Source organism: Vibrio sp. 10N.222.46.A1 (genome assembly GCF_041473595.1).
GTDB classification, from domain to species: Bacteria; Pseudomonadota; Gammaproteobacteria; order Enterobacterales; family Vibrionaceae; genus Vibrio; species Vibrio tasmaniensis_A.
The window spans coordinates 1-16,583 of sequence record NZ_JBFRSN010000109.1 but is presented as its reverse complement, the minus strand read 5'-3'; the positions used below and the strand labels follow the sequence as shown (position 1 = coordinate 16,583).

Sequence of the window (16,583 nt, the reverse complement as noted above, 5' to 3'; positions counted from 1 at the left end):
CCACTCCGCCACTTATTCAGAGGTTCAGCTCTTTAAAACTGAAATAGGGGTGTAGCTCCAATTGGCAGAGCAGCGGATTCCAAATCCGCGTGTTGGGAGTTCGAATCTCTCCACCCCTGCCATATTTAAGGCTCTAGCAGAAATGCTAGGGCCTTTTTGCTTTCTGAAGCTAATTATACGCCATTAGCAAAGCAGCGGATTCTCCGGCTTGCCAAAATAGCGCGTGTTGGGAGTCTAAACCTCTACTCCTGCCACATACAAAGCCTCAGCAGAAATGCTAGGTTTTTTTACGTCTGTTGCTTCTTCGAAGCAATGTTGGGAGAACTAGGCGTCCTCCTAACTTACCAGTTTGGTTGAATCTCCGGAGTGCCGACTCAGTCCTCCTCTGGCATATTTAAGGATCTAGACTGCACGCCCCGGTAGAAAGACTAGACCCTTCTTGCTACTGCATCAGATGTTCTATAGAGAAGTTTCGGTTCTAGAACATTGGTGTGCGAAGCTTTACTCTAATTACAATTCCTCTTCGATCGTGGTTCTCTTTCTACACTTTATTATGCTTTCAATACTTCACTTGAAAAGAAGGCCATGTATCTTTACTTAATTTATTTCCGTAAATACTTTGTGTTTATCTTCGCTCGAATGCACTCAAACTGGTGGTTGCTTGTTGGCCTGTTTGGAAGCGTTAGGTACGACAAAGAGTCGTGATTGCAGATAGCAATCATGACTAAAGTAGTGGTCAGAGATAGGGAGCAACTTGTAGGCTAGAGAGGCGTGCTTGTTGATGGACACAGGTACAAAAAAGGCCGCTTATACTAAGCGACCTTCGTTTATATTTTTAGGTATTAATCCAATTCTTTCTCAGCTTGTTTCGCTTTTTCTATCATTGGAGTGATTGTTGATCCTTGAACCAGAATAGAGAACACAACAACAGCATAGGTCATAACGAGGATTATCTCTTTAACATCTATTGCTTTGTCTTCAATCACCCAGATACCTGAAGGGATTGAAAGTGCCATAGCTAGAGCTAAGCCTCCGCGTAGACCACCCCAAGTTAGAATCTTAGTCGACCATGGGTTGTAAGTTCTAAAGCGTTTAAATCCAATATAAGACAAGAAAACACTTAGATAGCGTGCACTCAATACTAGAGGGACTGCGAACGCCATCAAAATCCAATCTTCTTGGTGGAACTTGAATAGCAGCATAGACATACCAATCAATAAGAATAGTACGCCATTTAAGAACTCATCTATTAATTCCCAGAAATGGTCTAGGTGATCCTCACTTTCCTTAGAAAATCCGATGAAGCGTGTCCAGTTGCCTATCATGATACCAGATACCACCATTGCTAATGGTCCAGATACATGCAGAACCTCTGCAAAAGCATAACCAGCTGTAGGAATACCGATGGTTAATAGCAACTCCATCGAGTGGTCATCGGTGTTGCTGATTAGATAGTGGAATATCAAACCTAGAACAAATCCGTAGACGATACCGCCAATAGCCTCTTGGACGAATAACATGGTCACGCTACCTACAGTCGGAGCTTCTGTGCCGAACGCAATGGTAAATAGGGTTACGAAGATAACTAGGCCAAAACCATCGTTGAATAGAGATTCTCCCTCGATTTGAGTAGAGATTCGTCTGGGAGCATCGAGCTTCTTCACTATTGCTAATACAGCTATTGGATCGGTTGGAGATATTAGAGAACCAAACAGTAAGCAATAAATTAGGTCAAATTGAATACCGATAAATTGACAAAACCCATAAAGTACAAAGCCAATAAAGAATGTCGAAAACAGTGTAGCACCAAGAGCGAGTACCGTTATTTCCCATTTCTGATCTTTTAGATTAGGTAACTTAATCCCCAAACCACCTGCAAAAAGTAAGAATCCCAGTATTCCTTTTAGGAGGAAGTCTTCAAAGTTGATACTGGCAACGGTTTCTGAAGCGATGTCAGCCAATTGGAACCAATTGTTTTGTCCCGCAATGATAATCAATAGAGATAGCATCATTGAGCCAGCTGTGATGGCGATGGTTGTCTGCATTTTACCAATTTTGGTATTAACGAAAGCAATAAGCATGGCTGCAGCGGACAAGAAGCATAAGGTGTAATAGACCGACATTGGGATTCCAATATGTAACAAAATATGAATATTAATTCTCGTTCTCTCATGCTCAAATAGCAAACATTTTTTTGTCATGACTTGGTTATTTACTTCATGTTTTAGACGTCTAGACTCCTTTCGAATGTGTGGTAGGATGGAGAGATAATTAAAGGAATGAGGTTGTATCGTGGGAAGTAATGTAAGGCAAAAGATTGACGCTCTGTTGAAGCAACGAATTTTACTGATTGATGGTGGCATGGGTACCATGATTCAGGATTATAAATTGGAAGAGCAAGACTATCGCGGTGAGCGATTTGCTGATTGGCATAGTGACTTAAAAGGTAACAACGACCTTTTGGTACTTACACAACCTAAGCTTATCAAAGATATCCATATGGAGTATTTGGAAGCCGGTGCTGATATCCTCGAGACCAATACCTTTAACGCTACAACCATCGCTATGGCCGACTATGATATGGAAAGTCTTAGCGAAGAAATTAACTATGCTGCTGCTAAGTTGGCTCGTGAAGCAGCAGATGAATGGACAGTGAAGACTCCTGATAAACCCCGTTTCGTGGCGGGTGTGTTAGGTCCAACTAACCGAACTTGTTCTCTCTCCCCAGATGTTAATGATCCGGGCTATCGTAATGTTAGCTTTGATGAACTTGTTGACGCTTACTCTGAATCGACTCGTGCGCTTATCAAGGGCGGTTCAGACTTAATTCTTATTGAAACTATCTTCGATACGTTAAACGCGAAAGCGTGTGCTTTTGCGGTTGAATCTGTCTTTGAAGAAGTAGGTATCATTTTACCGGTTATGATCTCCGGTACTATCACAGATGCATCTGGTCGAACGCTTTCCGGACAAACAACAGAAGCCTTCTATAATGCCCTTCGTCATGTAAAACCTATCTCATTTGGATTGAACTGTGCATTAGGTCCTGACGAACTGCGTGAATACGTTGGTGAAATGTCTCGTATTTCAGAATGCAATGTTTCCGCTCACCCTAATGCAGGTTTACCTAATGCATTCGGTGAATATGACTTGTCTCCAGAAGATATGGCTGAACACGTTAAGGAATGGGCTGAAAGTGGCTTCTTGAACTTAATTGGTGGATGTTGTGGTACAACGCCAGAACATATACGCCAAATGGCAGAAGCTGTTGAAGGTGTGACACCGCGCCAATTACCAGATTTACCCGTCTCTTGTCGTCTCTCTGGTTTAGAGCCATTGACGATATCCAAGGAATCTCTGTTTGTTAACGTGGGTGAGCGAACTAACGTTACGGGCTCTGCTCGCTTTAAGCGCCTTATCAAAGAAGAGCTATATGATGAAGCTTTGAGTGTGGCTCGAGAGCAAGTTGAGAATGGCGCTCAAATTATCGATATCAACATGGATGAAGGGATGCTAGACGCTGAGGCGTGTATGGTTAAATTCCTTAATCTATGTGCGTCTGAGCCTGAGATCTCGAAAGTGCCAGTCATGGTCGACTCTTCAAAATGGGAAGTGATTGAAGCGGGTCTGAAATGTATTCAGGGTAAAGGCATCGTTAACTCGATCTCATTGAAGGAAGGGAAAGAGAAGTTTGTCGAACAAGCGAAACTGGTTCGCCGATATGGTGCAGCCGTTATCGTGATGGCGTTCGATGAAGTTGGCCAAGCTGATACTCGAGAGCGTAAGGTTGAGATTTGTACTAATGCCTACAATATTCTGGTTGATGAAGTGGGCTTCCCACCTGAAGATATTATTTTTGACCCGAACATTTTTGCTGTGGCGACAGGTATTGATGAGCATAACAACTATGCGGTCGATTTCATTGAAGCTGTAGGGGACATCAAACGAGACTTACCTCATGCGATGATTTCTGGTGGTGTATCGAATGTTTCGTTCTCATTCCGAGGTAATAACTACGCTCGTGAGGCTATCCACGCAGTATTCCTATACCACTGCTTTAAAAACGGTATGGATATGGGCATCGTAAATGCTGGGCAATTAGAGATTTACGATAATGTCCCTGAGGATTTACGTGAAGCCGTTGAAGATGTGGTTCTAAACCGCCGAGATGATTCCACTGAGCGCTTGCTAGATATCGCAACTGAATATCTAGAGCGTGCAGTTGGAAAGGTTGAAGATAAATCTGCTTTAGAGTGGCGTACCTGGCCAGTAGAAAAACGCTTAGAGCATTCTTTAGTTAAAGGTATTACCGACTTTATTGTTGAAGATACCGAAGAAGCTCGTGTTAATGCCTCTCGCCCTATCGAGGTGATAGAAGGCCCATTAATGGATGGTATGAATGTGGTTGGTGACCTCTTTGGTGAAGGTAAGATGTTCCTTCCTCAAGTGGTGAAATCTGCACGTGTTATGAAGCAAGCGGTAGCCCATTTAGAGCCATTTATCAATGCAACCAAAGACGTAGGTGCAACTAACGGAAAAATCTTACTTGCGACCGTAAAAGGCGATGTTCACGATATTGGCAAAAATATTGTGGGCGTTGTCTTGCAGTGTAATAACTACGAAATTATCGATTTAGGCGTGATGGTTTCATGTGAAAAAATCCTTAAGGTCGCTAAGGAAGAAAACGTCGATATCATTGGCCTTTCGGGTTTGATCACTCCTTCCCTGGATGAGATGGTGCATGTTGCGAAAGAAATGGAAAGACAAGGTTTTAAACTGCCTCTTCTCATCGGTGGAGCAACCACATCTAAAGCGCATACAGCCGTTAAGATTGAACAGAACTACTCCGAGCCTGTGGTCTACGTAAACAATGCTTCACGTGCGGTGGGTGTGTGTACTTCGTTGCTATCTAACGAATTGAAACCTGCATTTGTTGAGAAGTTGGATATTGATTACGATCGCGTTCGCGATCAGCATAATCGTAAGAAGCCTCGTACTAAACCGGTCACTCTTGAAAGAGCACGTGCTAATAAAGTAGCTATCGATTGGGATGCTTACACGCCACCGGCACCCGCTAAACCGGGAGTTCACATCTTTAATGATTTTGATGTGGCAACTTTGCGTCAGTACATCGACTGGACTCCATTCTTTATGACATGGTCATTGGTCGGTAAATACCCTGCAATTCTTAATCATGAAGAAGTGGGCGAGGAAGCGAAACGCTTATTCAAAGATGCCAACGATTTATTGGATCGAGTACAGAAAGAGAAGTTACTTGAAGCTCGTGGGATGTGTGCGATGTTCCCTGCCAACAGCGTTGGCGATGATATCGAAGTGTATACCGATGAATCTCGTACTGAAGTGTTAAAGGTTTTACACAACCTTCGTCAGCAAACCGAGAAGCCAAAAGGTTTTAACTACTGTTTGTCTGATTACATTGCGCCGAAAGATAGCGGTAAAGCGGACTGGATTGGTGGCTTTGCAGTGACTGGTGGTATCGGCGAGCGTGAGCTTGCTGATGAATACAAAGCCAACGGTGATGACTACAACGCGATTATGATTCAGGCGGTTGCTGACCGATTGGCTGAAGCGTTCGCTGAATACCTGCATAAAGAAGTGAGAAAGGACATTTGGGGCTACTCGCCGGATGAGGAGCTGTCTAATGACGATTTGATTCGTGAGAAGTACCAAGGTATTCGTCCAGCTCCAGGTTACCCTGCTTGCCCAGAACATACAGAAAAAGGAACGTTGTGGGAGTTGATGGGTGTTGAAAAAGCGATCGACATGTCACTAACCACGAGCTACGCGATGTGGCCTGGTGCTTCAGTGTCTGGTATGTATTTTTCACATCCTGATGCCCGATACTTTGCGATTGCACAGATTCAACAGGATCAAGTGGATAGCTATGCCGACCGTAAAGGTTGGGATATGTTGGAAGCTGAGAAGTGGTTAGGCCCAAACATTAACTAGTTTGAATCTATAACGAGCTTTGATTCGTAACGTAAAAAAGAGAAAGGGTTGCTTAATAGCAACCCTTTTTGTATCTGTAATTTAGTTATTTATCTGTCGATGATAAACGGACTATCTACTCAAATAACTCTTGATGAAGTTTTTGAACCGCCAACTTAGACACAGATTCATCTAGCAAGAAGCATAGGTTGTGTGGGCTTGCTCCGTAACAAATCATACGTAGGTTGAAATCTTCTAGAGTGCCGAATACCTGCTTTGCATAGCCTTTGCTTTCGCTCATGTTGTTACCAATAAGAGCAACGAGGCATAGGTCGTGCTCAATATCTACGGAACACAACTCTTCAAGCTCAAGGCGAGCGGCTTCAGGTAACTCAGGAGCACCACCAGAGGTATCGGTTTGATCGAGAGTCAGTGAGACACTGATCTCTGAGGTAGTGATAAGATCGACTGAGATCTTATGTTTAGCCAGGATCTCGAATACCTTTGCCAAAAAACCATAGGCATGGAACATGTTAGCGCTGCGTAGCGTAACCATGGTTTGGTTGCAGCGTAGGGCAAGCGCTCTGAACAGAGGAGAGCTTTCAACTTGTTGACGAATCCATGTTCCACCAAGCTCTGGTGCTTTTGATGAGCCGACAAAAACAGGGATTTGATGGCGTAGTGCAGGAACCAGAGTTGAAGGGTGTAATATTTTCGCGCCAAAGTTTGCCATCTCAGATGCCTCACTGAAGCTGATCTCTGGGATAGGAGATGCTTTCGATGCGATACGTGGATCTGTGGTGTAGATCCCTGGAACATCAGTCCAGATCTCTAAACCAATCGCTTGTACTGATTCGGCAATTAGTGCAGCAGAATAATCACTGCCGCCACGACCTAACGTTGTGGTGTTACCTTCGCTATCGGCACCGATAAAGCCTTGGGTAACGACAACTTGCTGTTGGCATAGTGGAATCAATTTCTGCTGTGCTAAAGCTGCAATATCTTTTAATTGTGGTTCTGCTTTACCGAAGTCATCATTGGTGCGCATCACTTCTCTGATATCAAAACGAACAGCGGGTGTCCCACGTTCACGAATGATCTGAGTCAGAATATGTGTCGACATCAGTTCGCCACATGCCACTAGGTGATCGGTGAGTTTGGTACTGGCTTGGAATGATGCCGCTTCTGCAGCGCTCGCAATATCATCCAGAATACAGTGCACATCTTTTTCAATGTTAATTGGGTCAGCTAGCTGAGCAAGAATCGTATTATGAATGTCGGTTAACTGTGTCACTAGTTTTTGGCGACGAGTTTTATCTTGAACACCATTCGCGAGCTCAACAAGCAGGTTAGTCACGCCAGAGCATGCGCTACTCACGACCAATTTCGTATTTGAGTTGTTTTCAATAATGGCAGCACAACGGCTCATTGCTTCAAAGTTGGCAACACTTGTTCCACCAAACTTAGCGACATTAAAAGAACCAGCTACATTAGATGCACTCACGATATATCTCCCACGATTTCCTAAAATAAAATTACTGTTGGGTAATCCAACGTCCGATGTTTTTCGAAGAGAGTTTTAGAGCAAAAAAGAGAGGAATTATTAGAATAGTAACCTCAGAAGCTCTTCACCATATAGAAATGGCGACAGTTAACGGGATTCAGCCCGCTCAACCGATAATAAAGGTCCTGCATCCTTTTATTATCTCGGCACTGCTCCCCATGAATGTTTTGTATTGGAAATGCGGTTCCACAAAACACCTGCCTGGGCAGTGCTCCTCTTCTGCTAGATAGCCATTTCATTGAACGTGTTTGCGCAAATAATGTCAATCCGTAACGTGAGATAATTGAAAAATAATTTTAACAATTATGTGACACTGGTTTGACCTCAATACTTATGGCTAATTGCTGAGGTAATCAATTTGCTTTAGGGTGGATTGTTCACAACATTAACGTAAGGGATGTACATGTCTAATTTAACACTCACTGCTGCTATCGATAGCTTTTATCCGCCACACCGAACGTTAATGGGGCCGGGGCCTTCAGACATTTCTCCTCAAGTTTTACAGGCCTTAAGCCGTCCAACCATTGGTCACCTCGACCCGCTATTTATTGCGATGATGGATGAGCTTAAACAACTTCTTAAGTATGCATTCCAAACAGAGAATGAATTTACGATTGCTGTTTCTGCTCCAGGCAGTGCGGGCATGGAAACCTGTTTTGTTAATTTGATTGAGCCTGGTGAAAAGGTCATTGTTTGTCGTAACGGTGTTTTTGGTGAGCGTATGCGCGAGAATGTTGTTCGCTGCGGTGGTGAAGCCATCCTTGTTGATGACGAGTGGGGTAAGCCCGTTTCAGTTGAAAAGGTAGAAAAGGCATTGGCAGAAAACCCCGATGCTGTTGCTGTCGCATTTGTGCATGCCGAGACGTCTACTGGCGCGTTATCGGATGCTCAAGCTATTTCCGCAGTCGCTCGCCAGTTTGATGCATTGTCGATTGTGGATGCGGTGACATCATTAGGTGGTGTGCCATTGTTGGTTGATGAATGGCAACTCGATGCGGTTTATTCAGGCAGTCAGAAGTGTCTGTCTTGTGTACCTGGTTTATCTCCCGTGACGTTCTCTCAACGTGCTGTCGATAAAATGAAAGCACGTCAAGCTCCCGTACAAAGCTGGTTCTTGGATCAGAGCTTGGTATTAGGTTATTGGAGTGGAGAAGGTAAGCGTAGCTATCACCACACTGCGCCCGTGAACAGCCTATATGCTCTGCATGAGTCGTTGGTTTTGTTGAAAAATGAAGGCCTAGACAATGCGTGGTCTCGTCACTATGCGATGCACCAAGAACTTAAAGCTGGCGTAGAAGCTTTGGGGTTGGAGTTTGTGGTTGCTGAAGAGAGTCGCTTACCTCAATTGAATGCGCTTTACTTCCCTGAAGGGATTGATGAAGCCAAAATAAGAACGCAGCTGTTAGAAGAGTATAATCTTGAAATCGGTGCTGGGCTTGGCTCTTTGGCTGGTAAGGCGTGGCGTATCGGCCTAATGGGTTACGGTGCTCGTAAAGAGAATGTCGCTTTGTGCTTAAAAGCGTTACAAGACATTTTAAAATAACGGTAATAAATTGAAGTTTAAAAGAAAAGCGCACGAGAGAATGTGCGCTTTTTTGTGTCTAGGCTATAGGCTAAATGTCATTACAGCAAAATGACTCTAGATTCCTTGGCGTCATTTAGCTGAAGAAATGTTGTTTTCTGCTTCGGATATCTTCTTATACTGAACCTTGGAAAAGTCTCGATTTGGGAACAAGAAGCTCGCTTCACTGCGAATTTGTTCTGCCTTGCTGTGATCGCCTAATCCTTGATATGCGAGAATCAGGTTGGTGTAGAAAGCAGGCCTTGGCTTATTCTTTATGATTTCTAACGACCAATCTATATAAGGAAGGATCAGGCTAGGATCGGCTTTGTAGAGGCCGATATTTAGATAGGTACTGTACACATCCCAATCATAGCGATCTTTCCAGACTACGGGGTTCGTTACCTGCTTAAGAATGTCCGGGTTTTTCGGCTTAGACATTTCAAATTTAGTGAGTACATAATTGGTGTGTAAGGCACTCAGCATGTAAAAACTCACCAAGATAGGAACGACTAAGCTCGACACTCTGAATAGGATTTTACTTACGATACTAAACGGCTGCTGATAGTGGCGAGAAGTCCGTTGGTCGACCCAGTAAATCAAAATGATAAAGGTTATCCAGTGAATCGCCGAGTGGTAAAAAGGATACTCAAGCTGAGAATGTAAGAGCATAGGTATGAATAGCGCAAGTAGTGCTAGACGTGTTCCTTTCGCTGAGCTTGCTATGCGTGACATCACCAACATTGCAGCAATCAAGATCCCGATGATTGGTACTATTCCGCCTTCAACCCCCCAAAACAGGAACTCATTGTGTGGGTGATCCATTGAAGGAAGGCCGGGATGATAATTTGAGTTAAGTTGATGTTGGCGGGCTGTGTATAGCGTGTATTCGGATTCGAATTTTCCGTAGCCATAACCGGTAAATGGCTTTTCGATCATCATATCGAGCGCTTGTGGAAAGGTATAAGCTCGTGGACTTTCTAAGTTTGCTTTTTTACTGGCGAAACTATCAGTTGCACTGAGGCTGATTACCGAAAAGGCGACGACGATACCGACTACCACTGATGCACACCACCCGTAGAAGCGTTTCTTGGTCGAGAACTTGTATAGATAAGGCAGAATGCATACAAACCCAATGACGGCAGCCAACCACCCGGTACGTGATGCGATGATGATCAGCAAAGGTACGGTTAAGGCTGGTGTTAAATAAAGTAGAAGCGACTCGCTAATTTGGTGATTATATTTAGTTGGTTGCCTTGCTAAAAGATAAGCTGACAGCACAAAACCTGTAGCAAGAAAGCTTGCCATAACATTCGGTTGTTGGAATATCCCATAAGGTCTATTGGCCGCAGTGTTGTAGTCAAATAGGTTGCCAGGTTCTAATAGGAAATATTGCACATAGCCAAATAGTGCCTGTATGACAACAGCAAGCACAATGAACCACAATATGCGCTGCTTGTGCTTATTGCTGAACTTAAATTGTTGCAGCACGACGAATAATGTAAAGCCCGCCCACAATCCAAGTAAGCGCCCTGACGCTCCTTGAGGAGCGGCGTTGCTGTATAAAATCGGCAGTGTGAGTATGATGCAGCTTATCAACAAGCCAATCGTTAATTTGGAATACTTGAGTACTCGGTTAGTAGCAAGTTGGTAGAAGCCAATCGCCAGCGTAAAGCTAAGGGCTAACCAAGTGGTTGGATTAAAGGATAAAGTAAGGCCTGAGCCTCCTGGGTTAGGCATGAAAAAATGCATGGCTAATAAGAATACAACAGCTAGAGAGGCCAGAAATGCTTTATTGAGTGGTAGCTTAGTTACCTGATTTTCTAGTTGGGTACCGCTAGTGTGTATTGTTGCCATAAATCCCTAACCTTATAAAAACAGAGCTTGTTCCTTCTGAAACAAGCTCTGTTACTTTAACATTTTTCTGTCTGCTCGCAGGACGCTATTTTACACCTACTTCAAATTTAACATAGGTTTAAGGAAGCGAGCCGTATGCGAACCTTCGACTAACGCCACATCTTCAGGAGTACCTTCTGCAACAATTTCACCGCCTCCTTGACCACCTTCAGGGCCAAGATCTAGGATCCAGTCCGCGGTTTTGACGACGTCTAGGTTATGCTCAATCACGACAACCGTATTGCCGTGATCACGTAATCTATGCAGTACCGTTAATAGCTGTTGAATATCGTGGAAGTGAAGCCCTGTTGTTGGCTCGTCGAGAATGTATAAGGTTTTACCTGTATCTCGTTTCGACAGCTCACGTGCCAATTTAACACGTTGGGCTTCACCACCAGATAAGGTTGTCGCTGCTTGTCCGAGGCGAATGTAGGAAAGGCCAACATCCATTAAGGTTTGCAGCTTACGAGCAATAACAGGAACAGGGTTGAAGTATTCTCGAGCATCTTCGACAGTCATCTCTAGAACTTCGTCAATGGTTTTCCCCTTGTAGCGGACCTCTAGCGTTTCACGGTTATAACGCTTACCTTTACACACATCGCACGGTACATACACATCTGGCAAGAAATGCATCTCTACTTTGATGACACCGTCTCCCTGACACGCTTCACAACGACCACCACGAACGTTAAAACTGAATCGACCTGGCTTGTAGCCACGAGATCGTGATTCTTGTGTACCTGCAAATAACTCTCGAATTGGAGTGAAAATACCAGTGTAGGTTGCAGGATTCGATCTTGGTGTTCGACCGATAGGGCTTTGATCAATATCGATTACTTTGTCGAAATGCTCTAAGCCTTTAATCTTTTTGTGCTGCGCCGGAACTGCAGTTGTTGCACCGTTCAATTGAGTGTGGGCGACTTTAAAGAAGGTGTCATTGATGAGTGTTGATTTACCGGATCCCGATACACCAGTAATACAGCTGAACAAGCCTACAGGGATTGTCGCAGTGACATTCTTTAGGTTGTTCCCAGTCGCGCCAACGATCTCGACGACCTTTTTCTTATCGATAGGCGTTCTTTGTTTGGGGATCGCAATTTCTTTGGCGCCGCTGAGGTATTGCCCAGTTAAAGAATTCGGATTTTCGATGATGTCTTGCATGGTGCCTTCAGCGACCACGTGACCACCATGAACACCTGCGCCTGGGCCTATATCGATAACATGGTCAGCGCAACGAATCGCATCTTCGTCATGCTCAACAACAAGTACGGTATTTCCTAAGTCTCTTAGGTGAACCAGAGTTTGCAGTAGACGTTCATTATCACGCTGGTGGAGGCCAATCGATGGTTCATCCAGCACATACATAACGCCAACTAAACCGGCCCCAATTTGACTTGCTAGACGAATTCTTTGCGCTTCACCACCTGACAGTGTTTCTGCACTGCGTGATAGGTTCAGGTAATTCAAACCAACGTTCACCAAAAAATGCAGACGATCATTGATCTCTTTCATCACTTTATCAGCAATTTGTCTACGCTGGCCGTCTAACTTCAACTCTTGGAAAAATTGTAGTGCGTCAGCAATGCTGAGCTGAACGATTTCTGGCAGTGTGGTATCGCCAATAAAGACGTTTCTTGCTTCTAATCTTAAACGCGTACCATCACAGCTAGAGCATGACTTCGTTGATATGTACTTGGCAAGATCTTCACGCACCGCGCTAGATTCAGTGTCGCGGTAACGGCGTTCCAGCGTATTTAAAATACCTTCAAAGGGGTGACGCTTGACTCGGATATCACCACGATCATTGATGTATTTGAATTCAACTTCAGTTCTACCAGAGCCCTTGAGGATGATCTCTTGAGTTTTCTTTGGTAAAGAGTTGAACGGAGCATAAAGGTCAAAACCATAATGGTCTGATAGCGATGTCAGCATTTGGAAATAGTAATAATTTTTCTGATCCCAGCCTTTTATCGCACCTTCTGCAATGCTTAGGTTCTCATCTAAAATTACTCGACTTGGGTCAAAATATTGTTGAACACCAAGTCCATCACAAGTACCACATGCACCAGCAGGATTGTTGAATGAGAATAGGCGAGGCTCAAGTTCTTGCATGCTGTAGCCACATTTTGGACAAGCGAAGTTTGCAGAGAACACGATCTCTTCTTGTTCTTTATCATCCATCCAACCGACTACGGCGATGCCACCAGAGAGCTCTAATGTTGTCTCAAACGATTCAGCTAAACGCTGTTGAAGATCTGGGCGAACCTTAAAGCGATCAACGACAACTTCAATGGTGTGCTTCTTGTGCAGCTCCAATGTGGGAGGATCGGACAGATCACAGGTCTCACCATCAATACGGGCACGAATAAAGCCTTGAGCCGCTAGGTTCTCAAGCGTTTTAACGTGCTCACCTTTACGTTCTTTGACTATTGGAGCCAACAGCATCATCTTTGAACCAGCCGGTAGCTCTAAGACTTTATCGACCATTTGGCTGATGGTTTGTGCTGCAAGAGGGGTATTGTGATCAGGACAGCGCGGCTCACCAACTCGCGCGTACAGTAATCTAAGATAGTCATAGACTTCAGTAATAGTACCGACGGTTGAGCGAGGGTTATGTGAAGTCGATTTTTGTTCTATGGAGATGGCTGGAGATAAACCTTCGATGTGGTCGACATCGGGTTTTTCCATGAGAGATAGAAATTGACGAGCGTAGGCCGACAAAGACTCAACATAACGACGTTGACCTTCTGCGTAGAGGGTATCAAACGCAAGTGACGACTTTCCTGAACCTGATAATCCAGTGATAACCGTCAGCTTATCACGAGGTATGGTTAGGTTAATGTCTTTGAGGTTATGCGTACGAGCGCCTCTAATTTCTATTTTATCCATCTCAACAGACCATGTAATTTTAAGTGGCTAAAGTATTACATAGAGTGAGATTTGTGCAAAGTTTTACTGGATAAAAAAACAGTAATAAAAAAGGGCGACTCTTTTGAGTCACCCTTGGAATCATTTAATGTGCTGTTAACCAACCGCTCATTGCTATTAATTAAATAGCTAAACAGTGAGTAAGCCAAAATTAGCGATTAAGCTTCTTTTGTGGTTGAGTGCTTACCTAGCTCGATTTGTTGTTGATCTTTTTTATATAGGTTTTCAAAGCAGTAATTTGTTGCTTCGATGTAGCCTTCAACACTACCGCAGTCAAAACGTTGGCCTTTAAATTTGTAAGCCAATACACAGCCTGCTTTTGCTTGTTTCAGCAATGCATCAGTGATCTGGATCTCACCGCCTTTGCCTGGTTCAGTCTGCTCGATAAGCTCAAAGATATCTGGGGTCAGGATATAACGGCCAATGATCGCTAGGTTGCTTGGAGCAGTGCCTGGCTCTGGCTTTTCTACCATGTCATCGACACGGAACAGGTCATCTTTGATCATCTCGCCAGAGATAACACCGTATTTGTGAGTCTCTTCTTCAGGAACTTCTTGTACTGCCACAATTGAACAGCGGAATTGCTTGTATAATGCAACCATTTGAGTCAGTACACCTTGCTGTTCGTTCACACAAAGGTCATCAGCAAGCACAACCGCGAACGGTTCATCACCCACAAGCTCACGCCCCGTCAAGATAGCATGACCTAGACCTTTCATTTCGCGTTGACGAATGTAGGTGAAGTTTGCTGCTTCAATCGTCTCACGAATATTGATTAGCAAGTCTTCTTTATTGGTACCGCTAATTTGGTGCTCAAGCTCGTAGTTCTTATCAAAGTGATCCATCAATGAGTGCTTACCACGGCCTGTAACAATGCACATACCATCCATACCTGCTTCGATGGCTTCTTCAACGCCGTATTCAATCAGAGGTTTGTTCACAACAGGCATCATTTCTTTAGGCATTGATTTAGTTGCTGGTAGGAAGCGTGTACCGTAGCCAGCTGCCGGGAAAAGGCACTTTTTGATCATGATAAGACCCTTTATCTATAATAATTATTGATTCAACTGATTTGTTGATATTTCTGAGGGCAACTCTAGCATATGTTATGTCGAAAATTCAGCAACAATACCTATGATTACTCGAGCTTCCCTCATTATTATTGTCAGATTAGAGGCGAAGCGGTTATGCAAGCAAGTTTTGGTTTGCCCATGCAATAGCTTGGACTCTATTTTTCACCGCTAACTTACGGAATATTTGATAGAGGTGGGATTTGACCGTGAATTCGCTAATGAAAAGGTCATCGGCTATTTGAGTATTTGATGATCCTGATTGAAGGCAGCGAATGACTTGGATTTCACGAATAGTTAAATCAACATTGGTTGGGGTCGTATTGGTATTGACCATGTTACGATAATAAAACAGAAGTTGATTAGTCACCTTCCTTGGTAACCAATTATCACCATCGATCACTTCTTGAAGACCACGAGCAATCTTGTCCTTTTGATCTGTGTTGTAAAAGAGTCCTTTTAATACCCCATAGGTCAGCAGTTCTGAGGTAGGAAGTTGCAGAGGAACATTGAATAAAATTATCTCATGATTCTTCCACATCACGGGTAGGTTAGGACAAATAGCCAATAGCTGTGGTACCTCTTTGTAATCAACGAGTAAGATGCGATTGCTCTGCTTTCTATCAACTAGCATCAATTCACTTGGTGTCATTTTGTAGAGAATAATGGATAAGTGTTTTTCGATTTCTTTTACGTGTAGGTAAGTGTCACTCGGATCGATGCACAGAAAGTGTAAAGTGCGAGCGTATCGAGATTTTCTCATTGAAACGTCCTGTTTATATTTAATGAGATTTCACGTTGTCATGCACATTTTTACTTCTCTAGCACCTTTTATGTGACTTGCGTTGAATATCAACTCTCAAAGTAAATGAGTGGTTTGTAAGTGGAGGAAAAAGCAACATCGCTCTGAATATCATGATTTGTTACGTTTTTAATCTTTGTCGTGAGGAGAGAATAGGAATGCGATTTATCACTGCAGAAAAGCATGCTATTCTTGTGCGCTAAAATTTTCTGAGACTATGAATTTAGACGGAGCAAATCATGGCTAGCCGTGGAGTTAACAAAGTTATATTAGTGGGTAACCTAGGTAATGACCCTGAAATTCGTTACATGCCAAATGGCGGTGCAGTAGCGAACATTACCATTGCAACGTCAGAGTCATGGCGTGACAAAGCAACTGGCGAACAGCGCGAAAAAACAGAATGGCACCGTGTTGCTCTGTTTGGCAAGCTGGCGGAAGTTGCTGGTGAGTACCTACGTAAAGGTTCCCAAGTTTACATTGAAGGTCAACTTCAAACGCGTAAATGGCAAGATCAAAGCGGTCAAGATCGCTACACAACAGAAGTCGTTGTTCAAGGCTTCAACGGTGTAATGCAAATGCTTGGCGGTCGTGCTCAAGGCGGTGCTCCTGCCCAAGGTGGTATGGGTAACAACCAACAGCAAGGTAGTTGGGGGCAACCACAGCAGCCACAACAACAGCAGCAACAATACAGTGCGCCAGCTCAACAGCAGCCGAAAGCACCTCAACAAGCTCCTCAGCAGGCTCAACCTCAATATAATGAGCCGCCGATGGATTTTGATGATGACATCCCATTTTAAGCACTGTTTTTAATAT

The 16,583-nt window shown here is 43.8% G+C and carries 9 protein-coding genes, 1 tRNA gene and 1 riboswitch; of the genes, 4 read left to right on the top strand and 6 right to left on the bottom strand.

Annotated elements, in window-relative coordinates; translation table 11 throughout:
- The first annotated feature begins 45 nt into the window (after positions 1 to 45).
- Positions 46 to 122, top strand: a tRNA-Trp gene (locus AB4496_RS03990).
- 720 nt (positions 123 to 842) lie between these two features.
- Here AB4496_RS03990 and AB4496_RS03985 read toward each other — a convergent pair.
- The gene (locus tag AB4496_RS03985) at positions 843 to 2,123 is read right to left on the bottom strand and encodes a sodium:proton antiporter (protein ID WP_017102902.1); all 1,281 of its coding nucleotides are present in this window, start codon (positions 2,121 to 2,123) and stop codon (positions 843 to 845) included.
- A gap of 169 nt (positions 2,124 to 2,292) precedes the next feature.
- Here AB4496_RS03985 and metH point away from each other — a divergent pair, with 169 nt between their 5' ends.
- Positions 2,293 to 5,970, top strand: coding sequence for a methionine synthase (metH, locus tag AB4496_RS03980; RefSeq protein WP_102257742.1), 3,678 nt, complete (start codon positions 2,293 to 2,295; stop codon positions 5,968 to 5,970).
- A gap of 115 nt (positions 5,971 to 6,085) precedes the next feature.
- Here metH and lysC read toward each other — a convergent pair whose 3' ends face one another.
- Positions 6,086 to 7,453: a lysine-sensitive aspartokinase 3 gene (gene lysC / locus AB4496_RS03975; RefSeq protein ID WP_009847874.1), complete on the bottom strand. Its 1,368-nt coding sequence runs from the start codon at positions 7,451 to 7,453 to the stop codon at positions 6,086 to 6,088.
- Between the two features lie 109 nt (positions 7,454 to 7,562).
- Positions 7,563 to 7,740, bottom strand: a riboswitch (Lysine riboswitch).
- 176 nt (positions 7,741 to 7,916) lie between these two features.
- Here lysC and AB4496_RS03970 point away from each other — a divergent pair.
- Positions 7,917 to 9,056 (top strand): alanine--glyoxylate aminotransferase family protein, encoded by a 1,140-nt coding sequence (locus tag AB4496_RS03970; protein WP_009847873.1) that lies wholly within the window; start codon positions 7,917 to 7,919, stop codon positions 9,054 to 9,056.
- Between the two features lie 111 nt (positions 9,057 to 9,167).
- On the opposite strand, the gene AB4496_RS03965 is transcribed toward AB4496_RS03970, so the two are convergent.
- The 4 genes from AB4496_RS03965 to AB4496_RS03950 form a co-directional block, all read right to left on the bottom strand.
- Entirely contained in the window at positions 9,168 to 10,931 is a 1,764-nt protein-coding gene (locus AB4496_RS03965) for a PglL family O-oligosaccharyltransferase (RefSeq protein WP_009847872.1), read from the bottom strand.
- A gap of 96 nt (positions 10,932 to 11,027) precedes the next feature.
- On the bottom strand, positions 11,028 to 13,859 hold the full coding sequence (gene uvrA, locus AB4496_RS03960) for an excinuclease ABC subunit UvrA (protein ID WP_009847871.1): 2,832 nt from the start codon (positions 13,857 to 13,859) through the stop codon (positions 11,028 to 11,030).
- 197 nt (positions 13,860 to 14,056) lie between these two features.
- Positions 14,057 to 14,929, bottom strand: coding sequence for a UTP--glucose-1-phosphate uridylyltransferase GalU (galU, locus tag AB4496_RS03955; RefSeq protein ID WP_009847870.1), 873 nt, complete (start codon positions 14,927 to 14,929; stop codon positions 14,057 to 14,059).
- A gap of 154 nt (positions 14,930 to 15,083) precedes the next feature.
- Positions 15,084 to 15,731: a LuxR C-terminal-related transcriptional regulator gene (locus tag AB4496_RS03950; RefSeq protein WP_009847869.1), complete on the bottom strand. Its 648-nt coding sequence runs from the start codon at positions 15,729 to 15,731 to the stop codon at positions 15,084 to 15,086.
- 278 nt (positions 15,732 to 16,009) lie between these two features.
- On the opposite strand from AB4496_RS03950, the gene AB4496_RS03945 reads away from it, so the two are divergent.
- Positions 16,010 to 16,567: a single-stranded DNA-binding protein gene (locus tag AB4496_RS03945; RefSeq protein WP_009847868.1), complete on the top strand. Its 558-nt coding sequence runs from the start codon at positions 16,010 to 16,012 to the stop codon at positions 16,565 to 16,567.
- Positions 16,568 to 16,583: the final 16 nt, after the last annotated feature.